At 56.1% G+C, this 22,403-nt stretch carries 18 protein-coding genes; 4 read left to right on the plus strand and 14 right to left on the minus strand.

Features of this window, described 5'->3' with window-relative positions:
- The first annotated feature begins 10 nt into the window (after positions 1-10).
- Complete coding sequence (locus C6558_RS34670) at positions 11-1,594, plus strand: GMC family oxidoreductase (RefSeq protein ID WP_107028421.1); 1,584 nt, start codon at positions 11-13, stop codon at positions 1,592-1,594.
- Between the two features lie 489 nt (positions 1,595-2,083).
- On the opposite strand, the gene C6558_RS34675 is transcribed toward C6558_RS34670, so the two are convergent.
- The 14 genes from C6558_RS34675 to C6558_RS34740 form a co-directional block, all read right to left on the minus strand.
- Positions 2,084-3,538: a serine hydrolase domain-containing protein gene (locus tag C6558_RS34675; RefSeq protein WP_371412325.1), complete on the minus strand. Its 1,455-nt coding sequence runs from the start codon at positions 3,536-3,538 to the stop codon at positions 2,084-2,086.
- A gap of 11 nt (positions 3,539-3,549) precedes the next feature.
- A complete protein-coding gene (locus C6558_RS34680) occupies positions 3,550-4,809 on the minus strand; it encodes an FAD-binding oxidoreductase (RefSeq protein WP_107028439.1) in 1,260 nt (419 codons plus the stop codon).
- Between the two features lie 132 nt (positions 4,810-4,941).
- Positions 4,942-6,423, minus strand: a complete 1,482-nt coding sequence (locus tag C6558_RS34685; RefSeq protein ID WP_107028423.1) for a M81 family metallopeptidase — start codon at positions 6,421-6,423, stop codon at positions 4,942-4,944.
- Positions 6,424-6,475: 52 nt separating this feature from the next.
- Positions 6,476-7,450 (minus strand): ABC transporter ATP-binding protein, encoded by a 975-nt coding sequence (locus C6558_RS34690; RefSeq protein WP_107028440.1) that lies wholly within the window; start codon positions 7,448-7,450, stop codon positions 6,476-6,478.
- The gene (locus C6558_RS34695) at positions 7,443-8,399 is read right to left on the minus strand and encodes an ABC transporter ATP-binding protein (RefSeq protein WP_107028424.1); all 957 of its coding nucleotides are present in this window, start codon (positions 8,397-8,399) and stop codon (positions 7,443-7,445) included. The genes C6558_RS34690 and C6558_RS34695 overlap by 8 nt, the downstream gene beginning before the upstream one ends.
- 1 nt (position 8,400) lies before the next feature.
- Positions 8,401-9,255, minus strand: a complete 855-nt coding sequence (locus tag C6558_RS34700) for an ABC transporter permease (protein WP_107028425.1) — start codon at positions 9,253-9,255, stop codon at positions 8,401-8,403.
- Complete coding sequence (locus C6558_RS34705) at positions 9,252-10,178, minus strand: ABC transporter permease (RefSeq protein ID WP_107028426.1); 927 nt, start codon at positions 10,176-10,178, stop codon at positions 9,252-9,254. Before C6558_RS34705 ends, C6558_RS34700 begins: the two co-directional genes overlap by 4 nt.
- Positions 10,179-10,185: 7 nt before the next feature.
- Entirely contained in the window at positions 10,186-11,772 is a 1,587-nt protein-coding gene (locus tag C6558_RS34710) for an ABC transporter substrate-binding protein (RefSeq protein WP_107028427.1), read from the minus strand.
- Between the two features lie 273 nt (positions 11,773-12,045).
- Positions 12,046-12,870, minus strand: coding sequence for a creatininase family protein (locus C6558_RS34715; protein WP_107028428.1), 825 nt, complete (start codon positions 12,868-12,870; stop codon positions 12,046-12,048).
- 200 nt (positions 12,871-13,070) lie between these two features.
- Entirely contained in the window at positions 13,071-14,072 is a 1,002-nt protein-coding gene (locus tag C6558_RS34720; protein ID WP_245449272.1) for an ABC transporter ATP-binding protein, read from the minus strand.
- Positions 14,065-15,102 carry an ABC transporter ATP-binding protein gene (locus tag C6558_RS34725; protein WP_245449274.1) on the minus strand — a complete coding sequence of 346 codons (1,038 nt, stop codon included), beginning with the start codon at positions 15,100-15,102 and terminating at the stop codon, positions 14,065-14,067. Before C6558_RS34725 ends, C6558_RS34720 begins: the two co-directional genes overlap by 8 nt.
- Positions 15,099-16,037 carry an ABC transporter permease gene (locus C6558_RS34730; RefSeq protein WP_107028430.1) on the minus strand — a complete coding sequence of 313 codons (939 nt, stop codon included), beginning with the start codon at positions 16,035-16,037 and terminating at the stop codon, positions 15,099-15,101. Before C6558_RS34730 ends, C6558_RS34725 begins: the two co-directional genes overlap by 4 nt.
- Positions 16,034-16,972, minus strand: a complete 939-nt coding sequence (locus C6558_RS34735) for an ABC transporter permease (protein ID WP_107028431.1) — start codon at positions 16,970-16,972, stop codon at positions 16,034-16,036. Before C6558_RS34735 ends, C6558_RS34730 begins: the two co-directional genes overlap by 4 nt.
- Before the next feature lie 12 nt (positions 16,973-16,984).
- Entirely contained in the window at positions 16,985-18,580 is a 1,596-nt protein-coding gene (locus C6558_RS34740) for a peptide ABC transporter substrate-binding protein (RefSeq protein ID WP_245449276.1), read from the minus strand.
- A 148-nt stretch (positions 18,581-18,728) separates the two neighbouring features.
- Here C6558_RS34740 and C6558_RS34745 point away from each other — a divergent pair, with 148 nt between their 5' ends.
- From C6558_RS34745 to C6558_RS34760, 3 genes are all read left to right on the plus strand, one after another.
- On the plus strand, positions 18,729-19,670 hold the full coding sequence (locus C6558_RS34745; protein ID WP_245449278.1) for a MurR/RpiR family transcriptional regulator: 942 nt from the start codon (positions 18,729-18,731) through the stop codon (positions 19,668-19,670).
- Positions 19,671-19,844: 174 nt separating this feature from the next.
- Entirely contained in the window at positions 19,845-20,642 is a 798-nt protein-coding gene (locus C6558_RS34750) for a M55 family metallopeptidase (RefSeq protein ID WP_107028432.1), read from the plus strand.
- Positions 20,643-21,124: 482 nt separating this feature from the next.
- Positions 21,125-22,078, plus strand: coding sequence for an ornithine cyclodeaminase family protein (locus C6558_RS34760; RefSeq protein ID WP_107028433.1), 954 nt, complete (start codon positions 21,125-21,127; stop codon positions 22,076-22,078).
- Positions 22,079-22,403 lie beyond the last annotated feature (325 nt).

Here is a 22,403-nt window from a genome sequence, read left to right on the forward strand (position 1 = left end):
CAGACAGCGGATGAAGACTTTCGATTACATTGTGGTAGGTGGTGGTTCATCCGGCTGCGTGGTGACGAACCGGCTCGTCATGGCCGGCAAGAGCGTGCTTCTGCTGGAGGCAGGTCCGCGGGACAATACGCCTTTCATCCACATCCCCGCCACCTTCGTACGGGTGATCGGTTCCAAGCGTACATGGATGTACGAAACGGAACCCGAGCCTGGCGCCAATGGCCGTGTTCTCGTCGTGCCGCAGGGCCGAACGCTCGGCGGTGGCTCCTCCGTCAATGCGATGATCTATATTCGCGGCCAGGCGCAGGACTACGATACCTGGCGCGATCTCGGCTGCGAGGGCTGGGGCTACGACGAAGTTTTGCCAGTCTTCAAGCGCTGCGAGGACAACGAGACACTCGCCGGCGATTATCACGGTACGGGCGGTCCCTTGAAGGTCTCCGAACCGCGCCATCGCCACCCGATCAGTTCTGCATTCGTCCGCGCCGCGCAGGAAGTGGGCCTGCCCTTTTCGCATGACTTCAATGGGGCCTCCCAGGAAGGTATTGGCTTCTACCAGACAACTACGTTTCATGCCCGGCGCGGATCGACGGCCGCAACCTATCTGAAGGCTGTGCGGGGATCACCGCTGCTGACGCTCAGTACCGAAAGTGCCGTTCGCAGCATTTTGATGGAGAACGGCGCGGCCGCTGGGATTGCTTACCGGACAGCTGACGGGATCGACCACAAGGCGACAGCAAAGGAAGAGGTCATCCTTTGCGCCGGGGCCCTCGCCACCCCTAAGCTTCTGATGCTTTCCGGCATCGGCCCAGCCGCCCATCTTTCCGCCCATGGCATTCCGGTGCTACGCGATCTGCCTGGCGTCGGGGAGAATTTTCAGGATCACATCACCGCCTCGGTTTACGGCATTACCGACCGCGCAATCTCGCTGAAAGGGCAGGACAAGGGATTACGCGCCGCTGTCAATGGCCTGCAATACCTGTTCAACCGCACGGGGCTGCTCTCGTCAAACGTCGTTGAGACGGGTGGCTTCGTCGATACGTCCGGCTGCGGCCGGCCCGACGTCCAGTTTCACGTCACACCGGCACTCGTTGGCGATGCGTCGCGCGGCCAGATGGACGGCCACGGCGTGTCCATAAACCCATGCATTCTACGGCCGGAAGCGCGAGGCAAGGTTTCGATCAGAAGCGCAAAGGCAGAAGATCCAATTGTTTTCGTCGGGAACAACCTTACCACGCAAGCCGATATCGACACGTTGGTGCGCGGCATCAAGCTCGGCCGAAAGATCCTCGCCGCCCCGGCGATGAAAGCGCTCGGCTTCCGCGAGTTGGCACCCGGCGACGCAGCGCAAACCGATGCGGCGATCGAGCATCATGCGCGCTCCATCGCGAAGACCGTCTATCACCCCTCGGGCACGGCCAAGATGGGCCGGGACGAGATGGCTGTGGTCGATAGTCGGCTCCGGGTGATCGGCGTACCGCGCCTGCGGATAGCAGACGCCTCAATCATGCCGACGCTAGTCAGTGGTAATACCAATGCGCCATCGATCATGATCGCAGAGCGCTGCGCCGACTTTGTCCTCGAAAAGTCCTAGCTCGAAGCTCGCAGATCGAAATAAGCCACCGCATCGCAGCGGAAAAAGCTTCCGTTCCCTCGGTCGCACGGCGCGCTAAGCGGTTCTCATCAGTAAGATGCTCCACAGCGCTCGCGCAGGGCCCGCTTGGTCGGCGGCGGACATCCCCAGCGATTTCCCGACGATACATGGCTTTTATCAACCAAAGAGCCACAATGAGCCACACCCCGGCCGGTTATCCCCCCGAGTTCGCGCGGCTTGAAAGAACTCTCTGCCCTTGCTCGCGCGCGGAGGCCATTCGAAATCTGGCAGAAATGAGCCACCCGTTGTCCAAATCATCCTCGTGCCGGCTCTGTTGCTATCGAACGAATGTCTAATCCCGCTACCATGTCGAACGCTGCAAACCCGGCGGCTCCGGAGGAGCTCTAGCCGCATGCCCGCCAAAGTCCACATCCGCTCAACCCACTCGCTGATAGTCACTGCGATTGTATCGGCTGTCTCTTAACACCCCTATCTGTTATCCGGATCCGCGAGAATGCTGAACGATGCAACACCTTCGTCCTCCAAACTCAAAACTCTAAGCAAACGCGTGTCGTTTACATTCCCGATCTTATACACTGAAATGAGACCTTCCTTCTCGACGGTGCGTTCAATAAGGACTGGAAAATTCTCGCCCCATTGTACCGGCAACGAAGACTGCAGATCACGAACTTGTTCCGCAGAGAATGTTTCGGTTTGGGTCCCCTTGCCGGTGATGTCGCCATTCATCAGGCTACAGAACTGCGCCCAGGACGATGCCGTCAGTTTTTCTCGATCGTCGGCTATGGGCGGACGTTCAGGGACTTCAAGAGAAGGAGATATTATACCGGCGACGGCTCGGACGATTGAAACCGGGCTGCAATGCATCGCATCGAGATTGCACAACGCGACAATGGTCAACGTGTCATCCAAATAGCGTGAGAATGACGTAGAGAACCCCTGCCATGCGCCATTGTGGCCAATCACGCGCCGTCCGTTGATGTACTGTATCCTCCATCCAAATCCGTAGCCCTCCTTCTCGGACTTCCCGCCATAGGGATAGGGGGTCCACATCTTTTCCAGCGAGGCCGCTTTTAAGAGGTTTTCACCACAAAGTGCCCGGTCCCATTGTTCGAGATCGCGAACGGTAAAATAGAGCGTGCCGTCAGCTGTCGAGTTGAAGGTGGGCGACACCCATTGTTGATTTTTGAGAACGCCCCCGACCATCTCGTAGCCCGATACTCTATTCGGGACGATATCCTGATCCGAAATGACGCTCGATGACATCATCCCCAACGGACGGAATATGTTCTGCGCGAGGAATTCGCCGTAGGGTTGGCCTGTCACTCTATGAATCAAGATGCCGAGCAAGACGAAGTTGGTGTTCTTATAGGCCCAGTCATCGCCCGGATCAAAATCGTGCGGCAGCTTTCCGATTGCTGCCACCAACTCGTCTTCCGAATAATCGCGTCTGATATCGAATGGACCGTCGGGGAGTTGAAGCTGTGGATCGTCATAGGCGGCCAATCCCGACGTATGCGAAAGAAGATTGGCTATTCTGATTTCTTTCCAGCTATCCGGTCCTTCTGGGAAATAGTCTCTGATGCTGTCGTCCAATTTGACCTTGCCCCGCTCAACCAGCATCATCAGCGCGGTCGCTGTGAATGATTTGCCGACCGACCCAGACTGCAGCACGCTGTCCGCCGTCATTGGGACATTGAGTTCGAGGTTGGCCTTGCCATACCCTTTCGCCAGTACAATCGAGCCATTCTTGTAGATTCCAAGTGCCATTCCCGGAATCCGTTGGCGCCTCATTTCGGCGAAAACGTACGTGTCGATTGCGTCTGAAACGCTCGCTTCCAGACGACTGGCGTTAGTCCAATTTGAAGGGGGCAATTCTAAACCTCTTTGACATGTTCGGAATTCGAGATCGATGTTGGAAGGCAAAGTCCGGAAGGCTAAGAGAAACGGTCCATCGCGTAGGGACGCGGATCAGTGAAAGATACCTGCCCGGTCATCATTTCAGCCAACAGCCGTCCAGTAACCGGGCCCAATGTCAGACCGTGATGGTTATGGCCAAATGCAAACCACAGGCCCTTATGTCTTGGCGCTTGTCCAATGATTGGGCGCATGTCGGGAAGGCAAGGTCTTGACCCCATCCATGGCTCCGATTCAATCCTGCCGTCGAGCGGAAAGGTTCGTCTGGCGAGCGGTTCGACAAAATCCAGTTGAGAAAAATTCGGGCGACTGTCTCGGGGCGCGAACTCGATTCCGGTGGCCAACCTAACGCCCTGGCGCATGGGAGACAGAACATACCCTCCATCCGCATCGAATACCGGGTGGTTAAGCATCGCCCCGTTTTTTGCCGAATAATGGACGTGGTAGCCTCGCTTGACGACAAAGGGAAGCCGATAGCCAAATCGTCGCGCCACGTCGTTAGACCAGGGACCGAGCGCAACGACAACGTCTTGCGCGAACAGACTCTGGCTCTCCAGATTCAGGCGCCATCGGATCCTGTCATTCACGAGATTCGATGCGTCTGCCTTGTAGAACTTGCCGCCCCGCTGGAAGAACGTCTTCGCGTAGCTTTTTACCAGACCCCCGGGATCACGCACCGTCGCTGGATCGAGCCAATGGACCCCTCCGACGAACTCGCTTGAAAGGTGGGGCTCGCGTTCGTTCAGCAAACCTGCGTCGAGCACATCATATCGGACCCCAAAGGGGGCAAGGTCTCGGAGCGCTGTCTTGGCCTTTGCAAGTGAGCTTGGCCTTCGGAAGGTTTCAATCCAACCTGAGCGATGTAACTCTGAAGTCACCCCCGCCTCGGATGCCAGCGCCTCATGTTCCATCACCGAACGGCTAATCAGCGGCCACATGTCGGACGCGGCCTTCCTCAATCGTTTTGGAGCGGACTCGCGCCAGAAACGCCAGAGCCATGGTGCAATTTGGGGAAAGTATGACCAGTCGAAACGCACCTCTGCCGAACGGTTCAAGCCGTAACGCAGCAAAGTCCCAAGCTCACGGGGGGCCCCGTACGGCATCACACTCGAGCATTCGATCAACCCCGCGTTCCCATAACTCGTCTCCTCCCCCGGCTCCTTCCGGTCGACCAGGACGACTGACTTGCCACGCTTTTGAAGATGCAGCGCGATGCAGACTCCCACGATTCCGGCGCCGAGTACGATAACGTCTGAATGCTGTGCGGCAGATTTAACAATCACGCCATGCTCCGTAGTAAACAATGGTTGCTGGCGTTACTAGGAACGCTCAGTTCGTATTTCTGGCCCGTCCAACTACATGGTCCGTCCCCGCATGGGGGAGAGTTCGCGCCCTGACTGCTGCGACCGTTCTCAGAACGCATCAAGCGGGTAGATTGGGCGGGGTACATTCCGGTAGGGGATCTTCGAGTAATCCATGGTGCATAATGCCCCGCTGTCGCAGACGATAATCCGGCCTGCAATCTGCTCAAAATCGGCGCGAAAATGCTGCATGGACTTGACGACGATCACCCGATACGCTGTCGGCTCGATGCCAAAAGCTCGGAATTGTTGTTGATCGCGCAACTGGGAGCGCTCAGTCACCACGAGTACGGCGATCCCGTCGATCTTGATGACGACGGTCGGTCCGAAGGTTAACTCCAGGCCGCCAAGCTGCGCACCGGTTCCTATCAGTTTGCCGTCGCTGAGGTGCAAGAGCTTTGCATTCACCTTAAGCGGCGCGCCGCCGAAACGGGAATCTGATTTTCCACCAAGCGATATTGACGCGCTATCGCCAATGTTCATCTGCGACAGAACCCGCACTGCTTCAGGATCCACCATCGGCCCGAAGCATACATTAGAGACCTTCGCGCGGAGCAAAGCGTCCAGGAGAGCCGTCGCATCACCGTAGGCGCCAGCTCCCGGGTTGTCGGCATACTCAGCAATGATGAGCGGCTGGTCGCCCTCATAGTCCAAGGCCAGTTGCGCGGCTTCCGCCGGCGTATAAAACGTGTTGAGGATATTTGCGCGGTTATTCCATATTTCTTCGGCAATGCGCTCAGCAAAGGCTTTGTGCGGCGCTGGGTCGCCTTCGTATGTCACCACAACGGTAGGTCCCACTTCAGCTATATCAGCGTTCGGAAAAGCGCCATTAATGCTGGCCGCCAAAGCTCCGGGTGTCATTTCATGTTGTTTTGCTTCGGCAATCCATTTGATCATTGGTCCCATGTCGGTACGTCCCGCGTTAGCTTCCTCAAGCATTGGGCACCGCACGAGAAGGGTTTTCGGCCTGACTACGCCTGCCATTGCCTGCTGCAACAGATCCGCTGCGTGACGAGCTGTCTCGCGCATATCGACGTGAGGATACGTTTTGAAGGACAAGAGGATATCGGCGTGTTCGCACATCTTGGCGGTCACATTCGCATGTGGATCCAGAGTGACGGAGATCGGGATTCGGCGAGGGAGTACCTGCCTCAACCGCTCCAGCAACTCGCCCTCGCCATCCTGCGAGTACTCGGTGACCATCGCGCCATGAAGGCCGAGCAGGATGCCATCGAGCCCACTCCCGAGCTCTTTTGCCTTGTCGATAATCTTGCCGGCGATATGATCGAAGGCAACTCGTGTAACAGGACCCGCAGGCTCCGCATCCGTGCTGATGGTATGCACGACATCCCAACCATACTCGCGACTTCGATCAAGGAAACCGGCAAGTTCGGTGTTCGCGTCGCCACGCGCTTCAATTGCCGCGGCACCTTCATAAAGGCCATGGGCGACGAATGCGTCGAGATCGGTCTTCCTCACGTTAAAGGTGTTTGTTTCATGAGCGAACTCGGCAGTCAGGACACAATAGCTCATCGTGTTCTCCTCCTATGAAAGGTGTGGTGTTTGTTGCTACGATGCCGCTCCGCTACGCTTCCATGATCTGCCTGTTGGGTTCGCGTGCGTGGTGACAAGCAACTTGATGATCTTCATCGAATAGCTGCAATACAGGATCGTTCCGGCTGCACATTTCCGTCGCGTGGGTACAACGCGCTGCGAAAGAACAGCCAAGGGGCAAGTTGTAGCCGCTCGGCGCTTCGCCGGTTAAACTTGAAATTTCACGCCGACTGCTTGGATCTGGTTCAAACATGCTACTCATGAGCATGCGGGCATACGGATGGGTAGGCGGAACGTCCTTTGGCAGAACTTCCACGATCCGGCCGGCATACATGACGATTGTTCGGTCACAGAAGTAACGCACCAGATTCAGGTCATGCGATATGAAAATATAGGTCAGGTTGAGTTCGTTGCGCAGCCCGTCGAGCAGGTTGATCACCTGCGCCTGCACAGAAACATCGAGAGAGGCAGTGGGCTCATCGAGCACAATCAACGAAGGATTAAGGGCGAGCGCCCGAGCAATTCCCACCCGCTGTTTTTGGCCACCAGAGAGCTGGTGAGGGTACCGGCGCGCCAAGGATGCGTCCAACCCGACCATGTTCAGGAGCTCCGCAACACGCTTGTCCGCTTTACCTGGTGACAACCCCTGAACCTTGTATGGCTCGAGCAAAGCATTCTGAACAGTGAAACGCGGATCGATGGACGAATACGGATCCTGGAAGACCATTTGCATCTTCTGGCGTAAGCGCCGCATCTCACGCTTTGAGAAAAAGGCCAGATCCCTTCCCTCGAAAGTAATCTCGCCGGCGCTTGGCTCCAACAGCCTTAGAATTAGCCGTGCCAGCGTAGATTTACCGCAGCCGGATTCGCCGACGACGCCGATAATCTCGCCTCGATCAACGCTGAAAGTTACGTCGCGTACGGCAGAGAAGACTTCCTGCTTTCGAAAGAAGCGCTTGGTTACGAAGCGGCGGCTTAGATTTTTAACGGAGATTATTTCACTCATGTCGCCCCGCCAGATGACAAGCCACGCCGGCATAACGGCCGGATTGGCGAAACTCCGGTACACATTCGCGACAGGTCGTGTGCGCTTTGCTGCAGCGCGGATGAAAGCTGCATCCCGACGGCAATGCCGCGGTACTTGGCACCATTCCCGGAATACCGACCAGCGTTCCCGATCGCATGCCGCTTCTCGGAATGCAGCCGATGAGGGCTTGCGTGTAGGGGTGCTGGGGCGCCGCAAAAATCGAGCCCACGGATGAGCGCTCAACGATCCGCCCGCAGTACATAACTGCAACATGATCACAGGTTTGAGCAACGACGCCCATGTCATGGGTGATCAAGATCATCGCGAGCCCGCGAATCTTTACCAACTCGACGAGGTTTCGGATGATCTGGGCTTGAACTGTTGCATCAAGGGCTGTTGTGGGTTCGTCAGCGATCAACAGATCTGGCTCACCCGCCAGAGCCATGGCGATAACTATCCGCTGCTTCATACCACCGGACAGCTGATGTGGATACAGGGCGTGAACACGTTGCGGATCAGGGATACGTACGTCCTTCATAAGATCGATAGCTTTTCTGTACGCGGCTTTGCCGTCCATTCCGATGTGCATCTTTGCGGCTTGCTCGATCTGCTTGCCCACGCGGATCATCGGGTCCAATGAAGTCATCGGGTTTTGCGTAATGAGACCAATGCGCCTGCCACGCAGGCGGCGCATATCTTCTTCCGGCAAGTTGGTAAGATCCTCACCGTCGAACAGGATGCGTCCTCCGGCGACATGGCCATTTATGTAACCCAGCAATCCCATCAAGGCTGTGGCGGTAAGCGATTTCCCAGAACCGGACTCGCCGACGAGGCCGAGGATCTCTCCCCGGTCGACACTGATGGTGACGTCCTGTACCGGAGCAAAGGAGCCGAATGCTATTCGCAACTTCTCCACGCAGAGTAGCATTCTACGCCTCCCTGGCCTTGCTGCGGAAATCCAGTGACGCGATCAACGCATCGCCCACAATGTTAAGTGCGATAACGGTCAGCGCCACGGCACAGCCCGGTATTATGATGACCCATGGAGCAACAAACAGCTGTGCCGTGCCCGAGCTCATCATTGCCCCCCAACTCGGTGTCGGCGGCTGCGCTCCCAGACCGAAAAAGCCCAACGTGGCTTCGAGAATGATGGCATCACCGGTTGCCAGCATCGCAGCGACCAAAACAGGCGCTAAAGCATTGGGTAGAAGATGACGGAACAAAATATGGAAGTTGCTTGCCCCAAGAACCACGGCCGCATCTATGTAGGCTTCCTTCTTGAGCTGCATGACCTGGGTCCGCGTCAGTCGCGAGAATTGCGCCAAGTAGGCGATTGCGACCGCGATAATCACACCGTGCAGTCCAGCGCCGACGACGGCTACGAGCATGAGTGCGATAAGGATCTCAGGAAAGGACCACGTCAGATCGATCACGGTCATCAACGCGCGATCAACAAGTCCACCAAAATATCCGCAAACTGCCCCCAGCACCAATCCGGCCAAGACCGAAAAGCCGACTGCCGTTACGCTAACGAACAATGAGGTCTGAGCGCCGACAATTATTCGGGACAAAACATCGCGGCCGAATTCGTCAGTGCCGAAGATATGAGCGAGCGACGGCTCCTCATTCATGACCTCGATATTCTGCGCGTCGTAGGCATAGGGCGCGATCAGCGGCGCGAACACCGCAGAGACCACCAGCAGAACGATAAAGAGTCCTGCCACGACTGCCGGCACCGAGATCGGCAACCGCAAACGCCGGCTACGAGAAACAATCGCTGTCATTTGGAAGCCTCACGCTGTCGCGGATCCATTGCAGCTTGCGCGATATCTCCAATTATCGTTCCGAGGATAACCGCCATCGACAGCATCAGGAGACATCCCTGAACAAGAGGGTAGTCCCGCTGGCTCAGCGCCCGGATTAGCAATGATCCCAAGCCAGGACGAGCAAACACGACCTCGACAGTGATGGCGCCCCCCAGAATCCATCCTATGCGTAACCCGAGAATGGAAATGACGGGGACGAGAGCATGACGCAGGATGTGCCGCAGCCTGATGCGGCTTTCGGAAACACCCTTCGCGCGCAGCAGCGTAACGAAGTCCTGCCGGCCGATCTCGATCATTGAGACTTTCGTGACGCGAGCGACAAGGGCCACACCCCCGAGGCCAGTCGCAATGACAGGGAGTATCAGCGAAGACCAACCCCGCGCACCCGACACGGGCACCCAACCCAACCAGACCGCGAATACAAGGATAAGCAGCAAAGCAAGCCAGAAACTGGGTATGGTCGACCCCAGCAGAATGCCGGACGTGATACTGCTATCAATGCGCGTTCCGTAGTACTTCGCCGCCAGTACTCCAGCGGCGATCCCGGCAAGAGAGGAAAACAGGAATGCCGCACCGCCCAGAATGAGACTGGCGGGAAGATTCTGGGTAATCAAGGCGGCGACGGGTCGCCCCTGAATGATCGATGTACCGAAATCCAGCGTCAGGACCTTACCCATCCAGATGATATATTGCTCGAAAACACCTCTATCCAACCCGTACTTCGTGGCCATCTGCTCGCGCAATGCCGGCGAAGACCCGGCACGCATGAGACTGTCGATCGGATCTCCTGGCACGAGGTGGATCAGGAGAAAAACCGTAAGCGAAACAACAAAGAAGGTCGGGATGACGGCAACAAGGCGTCGTAAGATAAACGATGACATTGCCTGTTTACCGCCACCTTGTGTCGAGCAGAGTAGCGCTCCCGATGGTCGTCTCGCGAATCTGGTCCGGTATGACTAACCTGCTGTGATTGACTGCGACCGTCTTATCAAACTCGTGCAGAGGTACGAATACGAAATTTTCGAGAAGATACTCATGATATTTCTTATACTTCACCACCCGCTCGCGCCAATTGCGGGCGCCGCTCATGGCGTCCTGGCGCAGTTCTTCGGAACCCGGACTATTCCAACGCGAACTGTTCGGATGCGGGATATTCTTTGCGCTGAAACACCAATCAAGAATATCAGCGTTGTCCCAATCGTAGTGGCTGATCACCAGTTGATGATCACCTTTTCGCAGCGCGTCCCGAAGGCTGGCGCTATCAAAAAGGGCCACTTCGGCTATCACCCCGACGGGCTTTAGCTGCGCCTGAACGATTTCCGCCATACGTTTGTAGGCAGTTTCGGAAGCCGACCACAGGCGCACTTTCAGTTGCTGTCCGTTTTTCGTTCGAACGCCGTCAGACCCGAGTATCCAACCGGCCTGGTCGAGAAGTTGCTTGGCTTTCTCGCTATCCTTGCGGATCAGAAGTTCAGGTTGAACGTCCGATTCTTCCAGCGATGAAACAAGAAATTGATGGGCGGTGGCGCCCGATCCGTTGAACACGGCCTTTAGAATAGGCTCCTGGTCTATGGAGTGGGCAATAGCCTGCCGGACCAGGTGGTCAGAGAATGGCGCGCTGCTTGTGTTGAATTGAAGGTAGGAAACGCCGGTCGCGGGCATGTTGCGGAGTTCGATGTCCGCGTTCATCGCAAGACGCGGGACGAACTCCGTGGGCACACTCATCAATATGTCTGCGCTACCGGTATCGATTTCCAAAAAGGTTGCCGACGAGTCTTGTATTTCACGAAGAACCAGCCGCTTGATCTCCGGCGCGCCCTTGTTTTCGGACAGCTCACTGCCCCATGCATACTCCTCGTTAGCGACAAGGACTGTCTGCTGTCCGACGGCAAAGCTTTCCAACTTGTACGGACCTGTCCCGATGGCTTCGGTTACTCCGAAATTCCCTGCTGCAGCCTCGTACGCCTTGGGTGACGGAATCCCCATGAAGTATGAAGCGAGATTATAGAGCAGATTGGGATCCGGCCGTTTCATCTCGAAACGAACATTGTGCTCGTCCATCACGACAACGCGATCGATCGCACCGCTCACATGCTGGTTCACGCTGTCTTCGAATTTCGAGATCCACCAGGCGACAGTAGACGCATTGAAGGGCTCCCCGTCGTGGAAACGAACGTTCTTCTTCAGCACGAATGTCCAGTTCAACCCGTCCTCGCTTTCGTCCCAAGACTCTGCGAGATGCGGGTGAAACGTACGATCATTAGACATCGCGATGAGCCGATCATAAATCAATCCGGCAGTGACGCTTAGCAACGTCGCTCGGATTGGATCTAGATGTGGCGCGCCGTTCTCGTCACTTGATATTACGATTGTGATTTCCGGCTGAGTTGAATTTGCTGTCGCAATATTAGCAAACAAACACGTTGAGGTGAGCGCAAGAATTGACGAAGATATTAACAGTTCGCGACGGTTCATAAGTCCTCCTCACCTCTTAAATACCAAAAGATGCACTAAACTCGATTTTATTTCTGATGTTCTTCTACAAGCGATAAGATGATATTTTTCTTTCGTCAAGGAGCCTGTGACATAAATCTATCATTCTGGATGAGAAAGACGCGCTGCTGAAGATTGTTCCACGCGCGCAGAGGCTGTCGGCGAGATGACCTTCGTCACAGCCGGTTTGTCAGAGATTGTCGCGGCGACAAAGGCGGACGTATTTATCCGGCCGTCCTTCGTGCACCCGTTTCGCTATTTGCCAAACCTTCCTTCCGTCGTTTGTAAGCCGCGCCCCGGAGTCCACACTGGATCAGGTTTGGTCCACAGCGTTGGAAGCTGGATGAGCTTCACTAGTTCTGATGCCTGAAGATCCAGGAAGCGCTCGCCCTTCTCCGCTGTCGCGCTGCGAGGATCTCCCCATGTTCCTGAGACCGGAGCATACTCAGCGAAGGAGTAGAACCGCGTGCCGCCAAGCGATGGGTTCAGTGGGTGGGTTTGCTCCACGAACGCTTGTTCGAAACGATCTGAGCGGACCGTTGCAGGAGTAATCGCCAACATGACGGATGCTTCTCCCTCGCAGGCATGCTGAGAGCGCTTATCGACTTCAAAAACCTTCGCTGCTTCCTCTCGCGCCAAATCCCAAGGCAGACAAGAAACAATTGGCATTTCGAATTCGACAGCTAGCTCTCGCACCGAAATAGCGAGCGGCTCGACGTTGCCTCCGTGCCCATTTACGATCATGAGGCGGGCGAAGCCCAGCGCTTTCAGCGAACGCACGATACACCGCAGGACCTTGCTCATTGTCTCATAGTCGATCGAGATCGTCCCGCCGAAGGGTAGGTGGTGTTCGCTCATTCCAAGCCATAGGCCCGGCAGTACCGCAACAGGAGTTTCAGCGGCCACCAGCGGCGCGGCCCGAATGGCCGCTTCCGATGCGCTCGCCGTATCAGTGACGACCGGGAGGTGCGGTCCGTGCTGTTCAAGAGAACCTATGGGAAGGATTGCCAGCGCGGCCTTCTGCATCGCGATCGCCCGCACATCGGGGGCGGTCATGCGCGCCCATTCGACTTCAATCATTCCTGTCCCTCCGAAATTCATCAGGTTTGCATGTCGCAAGCGATGGATGCACCCGGCGCAGAGCCAGCTCGAATGAGCGATGCGCTGGATACAGCGAGAAAGCACGCGTGTTGCACGCCATTCCTATTAGCAGCCGCGGCTGAGGCCCTGGATATCTCCGCGAGTCGGGGGAAGTGCCAGCTCTACCCCGTGTACGTCAGTTACGAGTGTGCTGCAGTCGCCCAGCATGCAACCTTTCGGGGGCCCATCGCCACAAGAGGCGGGCTGCTTTGCGTGCATTTCTCGATTTTGGAGCTGCACCGAGCCGCAAACGCGCAGCCGACTTGCTTGCTCGCCAAATTCGGCGGCCGCCCTTCGATCGGGACCAAACCGTCCGCAAGTCGTTCATCAAGCGGAGGAACCGATTTTATGAGCGCCGAGGTGTAGGGATGATACGGTCTCGAAAAGATGTCCGATGTTGAACCTTCTTCGACTATACGCCCGGCGTACATGACTACCACCCGGGAGCAAAACTCCGACACCAGGGCGATATTGTGAGAAATGAAGACAATCGACGAACCGGTATCGGTGTTCATCTTTTCGAGGAGCTCGATCACCTGTGCTTGAACGGTGACATCGAGAGCCGTGGTCGGCTCGTCGGCTATGATCAATTTGGGCGTATTCGCCGTTCCCATCGCGATGACTACGCGCTGGCGCATGCCCCCGGAAAACTGGTGCGGATACTGGCTGGCGCGGACGGCTGGCTCAGGAATCCTGACGGAGCGCATCATGTCGACCGCCGCGCTGGCCGAGATCTTTCTCGAGACGCCCTTATGAGCCTCGATTGTCTCGCCGACTTGACGCCCTGCGGTCATCATCGGGTTCAGGCTCGCCGCAGGGTCCTGAAAAACCATTCCAATCTCGTTGCCGCGCAGTCGGCGCATCTCCATTTCCGACAGCGCGAGCAGATCGGTTCCAAGAAACTGAATGCTACCACCGACGGGAGCCGCGCCCGGAGCGAGCAGTCTCATGATGGCGAGAGCCAGGGTTGACTTCCCGCATCCCGACTCTCCTACAACACCAATCCGGTCACCCGCATTGACGTGGAAGGAAACACCGCGCACGACATGAAGCACACCGTGCTTGCTTTCAATGTCTATCGACAGATTCTCAACTGACAATATCGCATCATGGTCGGCAGAATGTCTGATCTGATTAAGCATTCTGGGCTCCGCGCTGTGCGTCGACATGTTCTTGAAAGTGACAGGCCGCCTGGTGGTCACCTGTGCCCGACAACATCGGGTCGACGGCTGAGCATACGTCCGGTGAACCGAGCTTTTGCCTGAGCCAGCATCGCGATTGGAACCGACAGCCGGGTGGCAAATGCATCGGAGAAGGAGGATCGCCCGGCAGCGGGATCGGTTTGCGCTTGGCTGAAGATGTCGGCATTCTCGGCACCGCTGACAGCAAGGCTGCTGTGTAGGGATGACGCGGAGCTGCAAATATCTTATCCGCATCCGCTAGCTCGACAATTCGACCAAGGTACATGACCGCAACCCGGTCCGCCATCTGCCGAACGACCGCCAAGTCGTGGGATATGAACACATAGGTCAGGTTTAGCTTGCGCTGCAGCGACACGAGCAAATTGACGATCTGAGCCTGAACGGACACGTCGAGCGCACTGACGGGCTCGTCGCAGATTATCAATTCGGGGTTTGCCGCGAGTGACCGGGCGATCCCAATTCGCTGCCGCTGCCCGCCACTGAATTCCCGCGGAAACCGCGAATACCCAGACGCTCCAATCGAAACGAGATCAAGCAGTTCATTCACCCGCAACTGCCGTTGTTTTTTATCGACCCCGGCTAGAAGGAGTGGCTCCCCAATGATTTCGCCAGCGCGTTGCCTTGGGTCAAGGCTGCTGTAGGGGTCCTGGAACACCATTTGAAGGCTCTTCCTGGCCTCACGCAGGCTGCGACCCTTCATATTGCTGATCGGCGAACCATTAAGCGCAACGCTTCCGCCACTCGGAGCCTCGAGCATGCACAGTGCGCGCCCAAGGGTGGATTTACCACAACCGCTCTCCCCCACGACCCCGAGCGTCTCGCCACGATAGATCTCGAGATTGATTCCATCCACCGCCCGCACACCGGTGCCAAAAATGACATGCAAGTCTCGGGCTTCGAGGATCGTGTCACCTACGCGAGTACCGATGTTGTTTGTCGTCTCGCCCATATCATTCAGGAGTTCACTCATGAGGTCTCTCCGCCACGTCTGAACGAAGGATCGAAATGCTCGCGCAATGCATCCCCGAGCACGTTGATGGACAACAAGGTCAGCCCCACCGCTATTGCTGGGGTTACAAGCAGATGCGGATACGACTGCATCGATCTCACGCCAGACGCGATCATTGCTCCCCAGCTCGGTGTGGGTGGATCGACGCCAACGCCCAGGAAACTCAACCCAGCTTCAAGCAGTATCGCACTTGGCACGACGAACGTTGCCGAGACGATGATCACCGGCAGACAGTTCGGCAAAATGTGACGCCGCATCACGAACAAGTCCGAAGCGCCGGCCAGCCGAGCGGCGGCGACATATTCAGCCGATCTAAGTATGATGACTTCTGCACGCACAATTCGCGCGCAAATCAGCCAAGAGGTAAAACTCAAAGTGAGGAAGACACCGAACAGCCCCCCCGACATTTTATAAAGCGCCGTTATCGGTGAAAAGAAGTCAGTGGAAGACTGGCTCAACTGCCCCTTCACAATTCCGGCGATTAGAATTGCAAACAACGTATCGGGGAATGCGTACATGCTGTCCACGAAGCGCATGCAAACACTGTCGATCCAGCCTCGTCTGTATCCCGCGATGGCGCCTACAGCGATGCCGATCAGAACCGCCGCCACGGTGGATGTCACGGCAACTACCAGTGAGACACGGGCTCCGATCGCAAGACGAGCCAGCATGTCACGGCCCAACTCGTCGGTCCCAAGTAAGTGGTTCCAACTGGGGGGTGAATTTCTGTGAAGCAGATCCTGACGATACGCATCGTAAGGCAGGAATGAAGCGGATGCCGCGACAACGACGATCAGCACAAGGAACGCTACGGCAACGGCTGGACCGGGCTTGCTGCGAAGAGATGCGGGTAGCAGTGAAACACCACGCCGCTGGGCCGATGGGACCATCGTCATCGTACGTCCTCGCGGGTTCGGGGGTCGATTATGAAATGAGCTATGTCGACAAGCAAATTGCAGAGAACCACAATCACTGCGTACACCAGTGTTGTCGCAATGATCACAGGATAGTCTCTTGCCGACACCGCCAGCACGAAGTACCGCCCGAACCCGGGCACGCCAGCGATGGATTCCACGAAAAATGAACCAACGAGTACTGAGGAGGCGTATGACCCGGCAACTGTTACAACAGGAACCACGGCATTTCTCAGTATATGAACCGCGATGATGCGACCTCGTTTTACGCCCTTGGCCCGAGCTGACCGGACAAAATCCTTGTGCATGACCTCCAGCACGCAGTTTCGACAATACCGGGCAACCGCCGCCATTGGAGCGAGTGCGAGTGAGACCACGGGGACGATTGCCGAGGTGGAAAAGAGCCCCTTCCAGCCAAACGTTGGAACAAGTCCAAGTCCTACTCCCAATGTTACGATCAACACCGCAGTGATGATGTAGGTTGGTAGAGACACGCAGAAGGTACAGAAGAACAATATCGCAGTCTCCAGGGCTCTCGAACGTGTCAGGGCCGCCACGACGCCAAGCAAAAGCCCCATCACGATGGCGAGGACGATTGCCATTGAGCCGAGAGCAAGCGATGTCGGAAGAAACTTCTTCACGATATCGGTGACGGATTGCGTGGGATCACGAAACGATGGACCGAGATCGCCTTGGACGGCCCCCCAGAGATAGCCGACGTACTGAACGTGCAATGGCGCATCCAGATTGTATTTTGCATCCAGGGCCGCCTTCGCGGCCGGCTCCATCGGTCTATTCGCGCTCGCGCTGTCCCATGGCGATCCAGGCGTGAGATGGGCTATTGCGAATGTTACCGTGTAAACAACCAAGAGAGTTGGGATACTGGCAAGCACTCGCCTCAATATAAAGGAGATCATGTCTGCCTCAGCCTACCGAACAATTTCCGTATCGCGGATGGGATAGAGTCTAAGAGTGGTATCGGGCAGAAGGTTCTTGACGTAGGGCTTTACAAGCCAGAGCGAGGTTTCCCGATAGAGGGCGCTCATCGGTTGTTGCTCTTCAAAGATTTTGTTTGCTTGCCGGTAGGTCGCAATCCTCTGGGTTTCGTCCGTAGCCACCTTCGCTTGTTTGATGAGTGATGCGAAGTCCTCGTTCTTAAAATGGCTGTTGCGATAGTCATCGGTAATCAGATCACCATACCAATTTTCGGGATCGACGTAGTCGGATACCCAGAGAGCAGTTATGATGTCGTAGGGCGCATTCTTGCGGGCGTTGACCCAAGCGGCGAAAGCCTTCAGCTCCATGACGTTGATCGTGGCGTTGATGCCGAGATTCTCAGACCACATCTGCTGCAGCAGTTGTGCTACGATCGGCTGCGAAGCGCTATCACGTACTGTGAGGGTGAATGGAGGGAAACCGGCGCCGTTCGGGTAGCCAGCCTTGGCTAGAAGCTCGCGGGCAGTCTCCACATTTCCCTTAATGGCGTCATCCTCGTTTGCACCAGGAATACCTGGCGGAACGATCGTATTTGCCACTGCCGCGGTTCCATCGCTAATGACTGACGACAGCGCATTCCGATCAATGGCCAGGCTCAACGCGTGCCGCACGTCCTTGTTGTCCCAAGGAGCATGCGAATTGTCGTACTGGACCCACCAGGTTCCGGAATCAAGATTCGCAATCAATTCTTTTGCGAGAGTGGCGTCCTGCCGAACCCGCTGAATGTCCTGTATCGGAATGCATGTGGCGAAGTCGATCTCATCAGCTTCATAGGCTCGAAGTTGCGCTTCGCAGATATCGCCCGACGCGACCGTCATTCTGATCGTGTCAATTGTCGGCTTCTTCCCGGCATAGAATGGATTGACGTTCATTTCGATCGATTGATCGTTTACCCGGGCCACAAGTTTGTATGGGCCATTGGAAACGATATGTTCGGGAAGCGTCCATCGCTCGCCCCATTGAGCCACCACGGCCTGCGGAACGGGAGTAATGTAAGGGAGCGCAAGCTTCGCCAGGAATGAGGGCGCCACTCGTTCAGTTTCGATAACCAGCGTGAAATCATCCACGGCTTTGATATGGACCGCCGAGGCGTCTTTGGTCTCGCCGGCGTTGTACGCTTTGGCGCCCTTGATCTCCGTCAAAAATTGCGCGTTTCCGCTCGCGATGCTCGGATCCAGGATGCGCTTGAGAGAGTACTCCCAATCCTTGGCGGTAACGGGCTCGCCATTCGACCACTTATTCTCCGGTTTCAGCTTTACGGTCCACGTCAAACCATCGCTGGATCGCTCGATCGAATTGGCTTGCAAATAAACAAGCGTGCCGTCGTTCTGAATCTTTGCGAGCGGCTCGAAGAGCTGGGTCTGAATGGCAATCCCGCCGTCATCCACCCGATTGGGATCCATGAAACGAGGCTCCTCGACGATCATCCGGAACGTCTCGCCCTCGCCGGCAAAAGCCGGCGTCAAATACGTCGAAGCCGCCGACGACAAGGCAGCAAGCATCGAGGCCACAAAGACCTTTTTAATCATTTTAGTTCCCCAATTTTTTGTCCGTTACTCGAACTTTCCGCAATAGGCTATTTGTAAGTTCTATAAAGTCAATATGTATTTTGTAATTTAAATTTCAGTTTGACACCCTTCCAATTCGGGGCATATGAAATGTAAGAACGGCCTTCGGATGAAAGTTTCCTTTCACCAAAACGGCACGATTACGGAACTATCAAGGCTTCAAATGTCCGCGAAGACGGTAGAACAACGCTTAAATGAGTATCTTCTTACGGGGTCGAAGGCGGAACGCCGAATAGCGACTTTCATGCTGGCAAGCATCGCTGAACTGCCGTTTGACACCGCCGCCTCAATCTCGAAGCGGATAGGTGTGAGCGAACCGACGGTGGGACGCTTTTGCCGTACTTTGGGCTTTCAGAACTTCAAAGCTCTGAAGGAAGACCTGCAGCACGACATCGGAGGGGGCCCGTGGCTCCTTGGTGACCGCCTGAAGGAGTTTCATGATCGAAACAAGTCTGGTGAAGATGAGCAAGGACGCGGGCTGGAGTTAGAAATCGCGAGCCTTGTGCGGATCTATGAACTGGCGAGAACAGAGCCTTGGGCGCGCGCGGTGAAAAAACTTGCCCGCTACCGACAGGTCTTTGTCGCAGGCTTCCAGACGGAGCGGGGTCTTGCACACTACTTTGCCCATCAGCTCCAATATCTGCGCCCTAACGTGCATCTTGTAGATATCGCCGGCGGCAACTTCTCTGAGGCATTGTTAAATGGGGAAAAATCGACTGCGCTCGTGATCTTTGAGGCGCGAAGATACTCGCGGCTATCGGAATCATTGGCCAAGAACGCGAAGTCGCGCGGTATCCCGCTAATGCTGATAACCGATGCCTATTGCGATTGGGGTCATGATCTTGCCGATGAAATGTTCGTCGTGCGAACGGAGTTCGATATGTTCTGGGATTCGACGGCTCATATGGCGAACCTGAGCAACCTCCTAATTAACTCGGTATTCAAGGAGCTTGGCCCACAAGTGGAGGAACGGCTCAACGCTGTCACCCGCCTGCACGGCGATTTCATAGGATATGTCGGTGAGGCTACCCGGCAGGATGCAAAATCATGATCGGGAGGTTCGGAATTTGAGCACCATTCGCCCTCCAACTTGGCACTGCCAGCTAATACCTGAACACTTCAGCGAACGCTGAACTAATCGGTCACCACGTGAGGTAAACGCCGCCCTGAGCTACTCCGGGCGTCCCTTTTGCTCGCGCTTATTTTCGTATGCAAGGAACCCACAATGAAGATTTTCATTAGCTCGGATATCGAAGGCACCGCAGGAATTACGGCTTGGGACGAAGCCAAGAAGGGACAGCCTGAGTACGAAGAGTTTCGCGAATACATGACGAATGAACTGGTCGCCGCCTGCGAAGGAGCGCAAGCGGCCGGCGCAAAGGAAATCGTTGTGAAAGACGCACATTCTTCGGCGCGCAACTTGATACTATCAAAACTGCCGGCGTACGTGAGCGTTATCAGGGGCTGGAGCGGGCATCCCGATGAGATGATGTTCGGCATCGATGCGAGTTTTTCGGCCGCACTCTATATCGGCTACCATAATAAGGCGGGCGCCGACACGAATCCTCTGGCTCACACGTTGAGCGGTGCGGTTTCGAGGCTGCTGATTAACGGCGAAGTGGCTTCTGAGTTCACCCTCAATGCCCTTTGTGCTTCGCGCTACGGTGTACCGTCAGCATTTCTTTCCGGCGATGCTGGAATGTGTGCCGAAGCTGAAGTTGAGGTACCGGGTATCGCCACACTAGCCACCAGTGAAGGCTTTGGTCCCGCGACAAAATCGTTGGTCCCGGCGGCAGCTGTAATCGCGATCCGTGAGGGTGTGGAGAAGGCGCTATCGGGAAACTTCAAGCACGCCGTGCCAAAGCTTCCCGAGCCATTCGAGCTTGTTGTCGAATATACCAATCCGACGGACGCCTATAGGAACAGCTGGTATCCCGGGATGGAGCATATCGCGCCACGGACGTTGCGCTTCAAGGCGCAAAACTATTTCGAGATCCAACGCGCGGTACGGTTCGTCGTCTGAGTGTGCCCGTCTTGAGATGTTTTTTCGACCGAATGATAACCGAACCCCCGAGCGAGGGCGGAATAGTTGAGCCGAATTGTATACCTGAACGCGCAATTTTTGTGGGAGACCGAAGCGAAAATCTCGATCTTCGGCCGCAGGTTTGTCTTCGCCGATGCCGTCTAAGAAGTAACATCGGTTGTCGACCGCAAGCTGCTTGATTCAACGGGGCCAGCCCAGGCGGGTTTGCCAGGTCCGGTGGCCACCCGGTTGCGCGAACTCTATATCGATGAGGCGCGTCGAGCGCCAATTTAATCCACCGGGCGGCTGGCGCTATGCCGACGACCATCATGCCCCAACTGCTTCGTTCTAACGACGTTTGTGCGACGGCGGATTAGCGCGACCTTGGTGCGAGGAATCACGGTGTGGTCAGAGACCGAGCTGGCTGTTGACCAACACATAGTATCACAACCCTTTATGGTGCTGTTGAGCAGGAGGCGAATATGGGTGAACCACTAATACTTGACGCCAGTCAGACCGCTGCAAGGCTTCTCTTCCCGGAGTTGGTTGCCGCTCTTCAGCGTGGCTTCGCGAAGGGATGCCAGACACCCGCGCGCCACCATCACACATTAACCAGCGAAAACGAGCCCGACGGCACTTTGCTTCTGATGCCCGCCTGGTCCAACGCCGACGACGAAGATCACTTTCTTGGCGTGAAGCTGGTGACCATCATGCCGGGTAACATGAAGCGTAGGCTGCCTGCTGTCGTATCGACATACATGCTCTACGACGCCGTTACAGGCGAGCAATTGGCCCTCATGGACGGAAACACGCTGACGAGCCGGCGCACTGTGGCAACATCGGCGCTTGCGGCCAAATATCTCTCGCGAGAGGACGCCTCATCGCTTGTCATTCTAGGCGCTGGGCGCGTGGGAAGCCTAATCGCGGACGCCTATGTAGCTGTACGACCGGTTCGGCGCATCGTCATCTGGGACATCCATCACGAACAAGCCGATCGTCTCGCCTCCTCCCTGCGAGACCGTGGTCTTCCCGCTGAATCGACGGCGGACATTAAAACCGCAATCGAAGCCGCTGACATCGTCAGCGCCGCAACGCTTGCAACTGCGCCCGTCATTCGAGGCGAGTGGCTCAAACCTGGCACTCACGTCGATCTCATCGGGGCCTTTACCCCGGATATGCGAGAGGCAGATGATGAAGTGATGCGTCGCTCGTCTATCTACATAGATACCACGGTCGCGGTTGAGGAAGCAGGAGAACTTATCAAGCCCCTTGCCGCCGGCGTGATTGGACATAACGCTATCCTGGGGACACTGACAGATCTTTGTCGCAACAACGAGTTCGCACGCACGAACCCGGACCAGATCACCTGTTTCAAGAGTGTGGGCTCCGGGCTTGCCGATCTTGCTGCAGCCCAGCTGGTTTACCAGCTTGCCTAGGCGGCTTCGCTATAAGGCATGCACTTAGTCGCGCGGGCCTGCCCCGATGGAGGGGCATGCCCAAGCAAGCATACGGACATCCGTTAAAACCCGGCAAGCTGTCGACTCGAAGAGGACGCGGGCGTTGGACTGAATGGAGAAAACAGTCCCGGCTTTCTCGGTCGAAAGGCATATAGGAACCAAGCTACGCGTTTTATCCGAAGGTGAGGCTAAGTGAAGCCTTCACGTAATGTTATCACAAGGCAAGAAATCCAATCTGTTCCGAGTTCCAAATTAAAGGTCCGGGTTCGATGCATGAGTGAGAGAAACCAGCGCCCAAAGACGG

Source organism: Ensifer sp. NM-2 (assembly GCF_003024455.1).
Classification (GTDB): Bacteria; Pseudomonadota; Alphaproteobacteria; order Rhizobiales; family Rhizobiaceae; genus Ensifer; species Ensifer canadensis.

Excerpts from the sequence above, each read along its gene's own strand:
- C6558_RS34670 (WP_107028421.1), top strand. The coding sequence starts at position 11 with ATGAAGACTTTCGATTACATTGTGGTAGGTGGTGGTTCATCCGGCTGC.
- C6558_RS34685 (WP_107028423.1), bottom strand. The coding sequence starts at position 6,423 with ATGAGCTATTGTGTCCTGACTGCCGAGTTCGCTCATGAAACAAACACC.
- C6558_RS34690 (WP_107028440.1), bottom strand. The coding sequence starts at position 7,450 with ATGAGTGAAATAATCTCCGTTAAAAATCTAAGCCGCCGCTTCGTAACC.
- C6558_RS34695 (WP_107028424.1), bottom strand. The coding sequence starts at position 8,399 with ATGCTACTCTGCGTGGAGAAGTTGCGAATAGCATTCGGCTCCTTTGCT.
- C6558_RS34700 (WP_107028425.1), bottom strand. The coding sequence starts at position 9,255 with ATGACAGCGATTGTTTCTCGTAGCCGGCGTTTGCGGTTGCCGATCTCG.
- C6558_RS34705 (WP_107028426.1), bottom strand. The coding sequence starts at position 10,178 with ATGTCATCGTTTATCTTACGACGCCTTGTTGCCGTCATCCCGACCTTC.
- C6558_RS34710 (WP_107028427.1), bottom strand. The coding sequence starts at position 11,772 with ATGAACCGTCGCGAACTGTTAATATCTTCGTCAATTCTTGCGCTCACC.
- C6558_RS34715 (WP_107028428.1), bottom strand. The coding sequence starts at position 12,870 with ATGATTGAAGTCGAATGGGCGCGCATGACCGCCCCCGATGTGCGGGCG.
- C6558_RS34720 (WP_245449272.1), bottom strand. The coding sequence starts at position 14,072 with ATGCTTAATCAGATCAGACATTCTGCCGACCATGATGCGATATTGTCA.
- C6558_RS34725 (WP_245449274.1), bottom strand. The coding sequence starts at position 15,102 with ATGAGTGAACTCCTGAATGATATGGGCGAGACGACAAACAACATCGGT.
- C6558_RS34730 (WP_107028430.1), bottom strand. The coding sequence starts at position 16,037 with ATGACGATGGTCCCATCGGCCCAGCGGCGTGGTGTTTCACTGCTACCC.
- C6558_RS34735 (WP_107028431.1), bottom strand. The coding sequence starts at position 16,972 with ATGATCTCCTTTATATTGAGGCGAGTGCTTGCCAGTATCCCAACTCTC.
- C6558_RS34740 (WP_245449276.1), bottom strand. The coding sequence starts at position 18,580 with ATGATTAAAAAGGTCTTTGTGGCCTCGATGCTTGCTGCCTTGTCGTCG.
- C6558_RS34745 (WP_245449278.1), top strand. The coding sequence starts at position 18,729 with ATGAAAGTTTCCTTTCACCAAAACGGCACGATTACGGAACTATCAAGG.
- C6558_RS34750 (WP_107028432.1), top strand. The coding sequence starts at position 19,845 with ATGAAGATTTTCATTAGCTCGGATATCGAAGGCACCGCAGGAATTACG.
- C6558_RS34760 (WP_107028433.1), top strand. The coding sequence starts at position 21,125 with ATGGGTGAACCACTAATACTTGACGCCAGTCAGACCGCTGCAAGGCTT.